The sequence below is a fragment of the Pseudomonas juntendi genome (genome assembly GCF_009932375.1).
GTDB classification, from domain to species: domain Bacteria; phylum Pseudomonadota; class Gammaproteobacteria; order Pseudomonadales; family Pseudomonadaceae; genus Aquipseudomonas; species Aquipseudomonas juntendi.
The window spans coordinates 1-4,217 of sequence record NZ_BLJG01000178.1 but is presented as its reverse complement, the minus strand read 5'-3'; the positions used below and the strand labels follow the sequence as shown (position 1 = coordinate 4,217).

Below are 4,217 nucleotides of genomic sequence, written 5' to 3'. Positions count from 1 at the left end.
AGCGCGCCGGGCAGCCGGCCGGGGAGGGGGTGTGAGCAAACCTGACAACCAAATTAATGAGCTTCACCTGCGAGATCCAAAGCCCGGTGACTTCTGGCATGAACGCTTTTGCCCGTATCACATCGTGCTTGCAGTTACGCCTTCCGGGGTCGTGATTGCAGACAAGACGAGGCCAGACGGAGATTCGCATTACACCTTCGATCTCGAATCAGCCAGGGAGATAACGCACGAAGAGCACGCCAAGGCCGTGCGCTACTCGTCAGGCAATGGCTTTGCCGCCGACGTGATCCCAGTGCGAGCCGCTCTGTCGGTTAGGGAGTGGAAAGCAGCAGGAAGCAAGTACATCACGGTAGCCGAGCAGCGGGCCGCGTCGCATTCGGGAGAAGCACTGATGGACACCAACAAGATGCGCGACATCAGCCGCGAGCAGTTCGAAGAGTGGTGCGATCTGACTTGCCGCAGCACGAGGAAGGACAACTGCGGAAACTACGAAAGCACTATGGTGGATGCGGACTGGGAGGCATGGCGGGCCAGCCGGGAGGTCGTGGTGGTGGATTTGCCGGATACGTTCGACAAGCGCGACGTGCAAGGCCTGGACTACGACAAAACAGTCGCCGCAATCGAGGCCCAAGGCCTGAAGGTGGCGCCATGAGGCGCTATCACTGGATTGAGACTCCGCAGACCATCGAATACTGCGTGATGCACTGCGTGGAGGATGCGCCGGGTTGCGCCCATCACTTCCAGTATCAGCTTTCGACCAAGGGAAGAGTTTTCACCGTCAAGCAGATATCGGCAGCGTTGCAACGCCTGAAAAAAGATGGGCTGGTCAGCAACAAAGGTTCGTTTTGGCAGATGCCGGAGGTGACCCCATGAAGCGCGTATGGACAGTAATCGTAGGCCCCAAGGCCTTCCAGATGGTGCTGATGGAGCAGAGCCTGGACCGTGCGGGTGCCCTGCGTGAGGCGCAGTTGATCTGGCCTGAGTGTGAGGTGGCGTGATGACCGACAAGATCAGCGTCAACAGCACCACCAAGCTCTCCGAGGCCGTGACCAAGCCTCGCCACTTCTGGTCCTCCGGCCCGGCTCGTGTTCGAGATGTGTGCCGATTGGCGTACCTCTTTGCCACGGAGCTTTCCATGGCCGGCGCCGTCGAGATCATCGTCCGCCCGGTCAAGTCCCGCCGAACCCTGGAGCAGAACGCCAAGCTCTGGGCAATGTTGGCCGATATCTCGCACCAGGTCGAATGGCCGGTGAACGGTGTCATGCAGAAGCTCGACAGCGAGGACTGGAAGGCCCTGATGACTGCCGCTGCCCGCCAGGAGGTGCGCATGGCCTCCGGCATCAACGGCGGCGTCGTGATGCTTGGCGTCAGCACCCGACGGATGACTGTGGCTGAACTGGGCGATGTGATCGAGTGCATGTACGTGTTCGGCTCCGAGCGCGGTGTTCGCTGGAGCGAGCCGAAGGGGCAAATGCCTGAGCAGTGGGAGGCGGCAGCATGAGTGAGATTTGGCTGGAGAGTAAAACCCTTGCAGGGCGCTACATGGTTTCTTCACTCGGCAGAGTTAAGCGAATGGCCCATGTGTCCTCGACTCGCTCCGGTGTTGCCAAAAGCTATCCAGAGCGCCTGATTCAGCGTGCCAAGTCCAATGACTATCCGAGGATCATCCTCAAGGTAGACGGAAAGGCCAAGGCTTACCTGATCCATCGTCTGGTTGCCGAGGTGTTTGTTCCAAACCCGGACGACTTGCCGTGCATCAATCACAAGGATGGAGACAAGAGCAATCCGCATCCAGAAAACCTGGAGTGGTGCACCCATCAGGAAAACATGGCGCACGCGGCGGCTACGGGGCTCAGCGACTGTGCTGTTCCTGTTCAGTCAGCAAAGCATGGGATGGGCATGTGGTTCCCTTCGCTGGAATCTGCGGTGCGCCACACGGGCGTGAGCAAACCTTGCATTTGCGCGGCGGCCAGGAAAAAGCAAAAGACGGCTGGGCGCATGGTTTGGGACTACGCGCCACAGGGTGTGGTGTTCAGTGACCTGTTGAGCGAGGAGGCGGCATGAGCGACGGACTTGGAATCACGACACAAACGACCGTGTTCCTGTCGGCAGAGAAGATCGTGAAGGAGATGGACGCCGAGGACATCGGCTCGTTCTGCTCCGCCGTGGCTCAGCGCCTGGATCAGGAATATGCGGGGCGCGCCGGTGCGGCGGCGGACTTTGCCGGCGGGCTGAGCGAAATGGGCTGCCGGTTCCTGGCCGAGGTGGTTACGAGCTTCTACCAGCGGCAGAAGCGGGAGGATCGCTGATGCTTGCCAAGGAGATAAAGCCGAAGAAGTGCAAGGCACCAGGTTGCGGCAAGCCCTTCAAGCCGACCATGACCACGCAAAAGGTGTGCAGCATCGCCTGTGCCAAGGCCATGGCCAAAGATCCGAAGCTGCAGAAGGTTGCGGCCAAGGCAATCACCAAGCAGGCCCGCCAGGACTTGCAGGAGCGCCGGGAGAAGCTGAAGACCCGCCGCGAGCACATGGCCGAGGCGCAGACCGCGTTCAACGCCTACATCCGTGAGCGTGACGCTGGGCTGCCGTGCATAAGCTGCGACTCGCTGCCGAGCGACCATGACCTGATCACTGGGAGCCGCTGGGACGCTGGCCATTACCGGTCGGTGGGCGCCTGCCCGGAGCTGAGGTTCGAGCCGCTGAACGTGCACCGCCAATGCGTGAAGTGCAACCGGAACCTGTCGGGTAACGCAGTCGAGTACCGCATCCGGCTGGTGGGGCGCATCGGCGCCGACCAGGTTGAATGGCTCGAAGGGCCTCATAAGCCCCAGCGCCTGACCATCGAAGACCTGCAGGCCATCAAGGCCCTGTACCGGCAAAAGCTCAAAGACCTGCGGAGGGCAGCAGCATGATCTGGACCATCACAGACACGGCCGGCGTGCTGCTCCTCGCTATGGCCATCGTTTCGGCCTGGTGCGCTATGCGCGCCAACAGTATCCAAGCCCGCCGCAAGAAGGAGAACGCACAGTGAGCTATCAGAACGTGGTATCGGCAGTCGTTCGCGCCCTGTCGGCCGAGACGATCAACAGCGCCGGCGGTTGCGACTTTGAGCCGAAGGTCCAGGCCGCCAAGCAGAAAGGCGCAATCGTGGGAAAGGAAGCGGCATTCCTCATCGACTGCATGGTTTTCAGTCGCCTGCACAAAAACCTGAGCGCGTCGCACTGGCGTCACCTGGTGGCAAAGTACTCGACTCATGTCGATCGCAAGCACGCTGCCATCGAGGAACTGACGCGCACCCATCGCTCGCCGGCCCCGGATCGTTTTCGCCAATGCGCCATCCTGACCTGGGCCATGCCAAAACTTCCGGGTGTCGATGGCAAGCGCAGCACCAGCGTTTTGCCGGCGCCCTGGTACGAGATGGACAACTGGAGCGATGAGCCTCATCCCATCAAGACGCAGGAGCGCTGGAGGCGTGACATTCGCAAGGCTCTTGAGCGCGAAATAGACGCTGCGCTGGTCGAGGCTCAGCACATTCTCGACCATGAAGGCCTTTTGGTGGCAAATGTCGCTTGACTGCGATTGAGCCATTGAGCCAATATACGTCCATCCTGTGATTCCTGCGCCTGATGATGGCGGCAACGGTCACAGGATGGTCTGGAGATATCATGACCCAGATCCATCGCTTCCCCTTCATCGAGACGTCCAGTCTCCCCAGCTACAACATTTGCCAACGGTCACGCTGCCTCCGAGATGCATTGGAAGGCACGCATTACTGCGCAGGCCATCAGCCGAAGCCGAAAGCTCCTGATTCCGCCTGGGCTGGCATGAAAGTCGTCTACATCATTGGCGCTGCCGGAGACGAGTTCGTCAAGATCGGCTATGCCACAGACCTGAGCGCTCGCTTGGTCAACATGCAGGTAGGGTCGGCGCGAGAGTTGCTGGTGCACTGCGTGCTTGAAGGTGGCGTCAAGGTCGAATCCATTCTCCATCTGGAGATGCAGGCGCATCATGTGCGTGGAGAGTGGTTCAAGGCCGAGCCAGTCAAGGCGTTGTGCGAGAAGCTCCAGAAATGCCGTCACACCCGCATGAGGCTCAAGGTTGAGTCGGTCATCAGTGAGTGGAGCGACGCCGGCCACCCATGGGATGGCAGGGGAGTAGCGCAGCGCCGCAAACGACCAGGATTAACGATCAGAGCGTAAGCAAAGCCCAGCCAAGTGC

General features: G+C 60.3%; 10 protein-coding genes. All 10 read left to right on the top strand.

Features of this window, described 5'->3' with window-relative positions:
- Nucleotides 1-652, top strand: a 652-nt coding sequence (locus GYA94_RS28315; protein ID WP_255326968.1) for a phiTE_015 family protein, incomplete at its 5' end; no start/stop codon positions are given.
- The gene (locus GYA94_RS20590) at nucleotides 649-873 is read left to right on the top strand and encodes a hypothetical protein (protein ID WP_069016426.1); all 225 of its coding nucleotides are present in this window, start codon (nucleotides 649-651) and stop codon (nucleotides 871-873) included. The genes GYA94_RS28315 and GYA94_RS20590, both read left to right, overlap by 4 nt.
- Nucleotides 870-998 (top strand): hypothetical protein, encoded by a 129-nt coding sequence (locus GYA94_RS28310; protein WP_255326967.1) that lies wholly within the window; start codon nucleotides 870-872, stop codon nucleotides 996-998. The genes GYA94_RS20590 and GYA94_RS28310 overlap by 4 nt, the downstream gene beginning before the upstream one ends.
- A complete protein-coding gene (locus tag GYA94_RS20585; protein ID WP_161892983.1) occupies nucleotides 998-1,501 on the top strand; it encodes a recombination protein NinB in 504 nt (167 codons plus the stop codon). Before GYA94_RS28310 ends, GYA94_RS20585 begins: the two co-directional genes overlap by 1 nt.
- Nucleotides 1,498-2,064 carry an NUMOD4 motif-containing HNH endonuclease gene (locus GYA94_RS20580; RefSeq protein WP_161892982.1) on the top strand — a complete coding sequence of 189 codons (567 nt, stop codon included), beginning with the start codon at nucleotides 1,498-1,500 and terminating at the stop codon, nucleotides 2,062-2,064. Before GYA94_RS20585 ends, GYA94_RS20580 begins: the two co-directional genes overlap by 4 nt.
- A complete protein-coding gene (locus GYA94_RS20575) occupies nucleotides 2,061-2,309 on the top strand; it encodes a hypothetical protein (RefSeq protein WP_161892981.1) in 249 nt (82 codons plus the stop codon). Before GYA94_RS20580 ends, GYA94_RS20575 begins: the two co-directional genes overlap by 4 nt.
- Nucleotides 2,309-2,911 carry a recombination protein NinG gene (locus GYA94_RS20570; RefSeq protein WP_174824196.1) on the top strand — a complete coding sequence of 201 codons (603 nt, stop codon included), beginning with the start codon at nucleotides 2,309-2,311 and terminating at the stop codon, nucleotides 2,909-2,911. The genes GYA94_RS20575 and GYA94_RS20570 overlap by 1 nt, the downstream gene beginning before the upstream one ends.
- Nucleotides 2,908-3,030, top strand: coding sequence for a hypothetical protein (locus tag GYA94_RS28305; protein ID WP_255326966.1), 123 nt, complete (start codon nucleotides 2,908-2,910; stop codon nucleotides 3,028-3,030). The genes GYA94_RS20570 and GYA94_RS28305 overlap by 4 nt, the downstream gene beginning before the upstream one ends.
- The gene (locus GYA94_RS20565; protein ID WP_161892980.1) at nucleotides 3,027-3,572 is read left to right on the top strand and encodes a hypothetical protein; all 546 of its coding nucleotides are present in this window, start codon (nucleotides 3,027-3,029) and stop codon (nucleotides 3,570-3,572) included. Before GYA94_RS28305 ends, GYA94_RS20565 begins: the two co-directional genes overlap by 4 nt.
- 92 nt (nucleotides 3,573-3,664) lie before the next feature.
- Nucleotides 3,665-4,198, top strand: a complete 534-nt coding sequence (locus GYA94_RS20560) for a GIY-YIG nuclease family protein (protein WP_161892979.1) — start codon at nucleotides 3,665-3,667, stop codon at nucleotides 4,196-4,198.
- Nucleotides 4,199-4,217: the final 19 nt, after the last annotated feature.

Coding starts and splice junctions, on each gene's coding strand:
- GYA94_RS20575 (WP_161892981.1), top strand. CDS start 2,061: ATGAGCGACGGACTTGGAATCACGACACAAACGACCGTGTTCCTGTCG.
- GYA94_RS20570 (WP_174824196.1), top strand. CDS start 2,309: ATGCTTGCCAAGGAGATAAAGCCGAAGAAGTGCAAGGCACCAGGTTGC.
- GYA94_RS20585 (WP_161892983.1), top strand. CDS start 998: ATGACCGACAAGATCAGCGTCAACAGCACCACCAAGCTCTCCGAGGCC.
- GYA94_RS20560 (WP_161892979.1), top strand. CDS start 3,665: ATGACCCAGATCCATCGCTTCCCCTTCATCGAGACGTCCAGTCTCCCC.
- GYA94_RS28305 (WP_255326966.1), top strand. CDS start 2,908: ATGATCTGGACCATCACAGACACGGCCGGCGTGCTGCTCCTCGCTATG.
- GYA94_RS20580 (WP_161892982.1), top strand. CDS start 1,498: ATGAGTGAGATTTGGCTGGAGAGTAAAACCCTTGCAGGGCGCTACATG.
- GYA94_RS20590 (WP_069016426.1), top strand. CDS start 649: ATGAGGCGCTATCACTGGATTGAGACTCCGCAGACCATCGAATACTGC.
- GYA94_RS28310 (WP_255326967.1), top strand. CDS start 870: ATGAAGCGCGTATGGACAGTAATCGTAGGCCCCAAGGCCTTCCAGATG.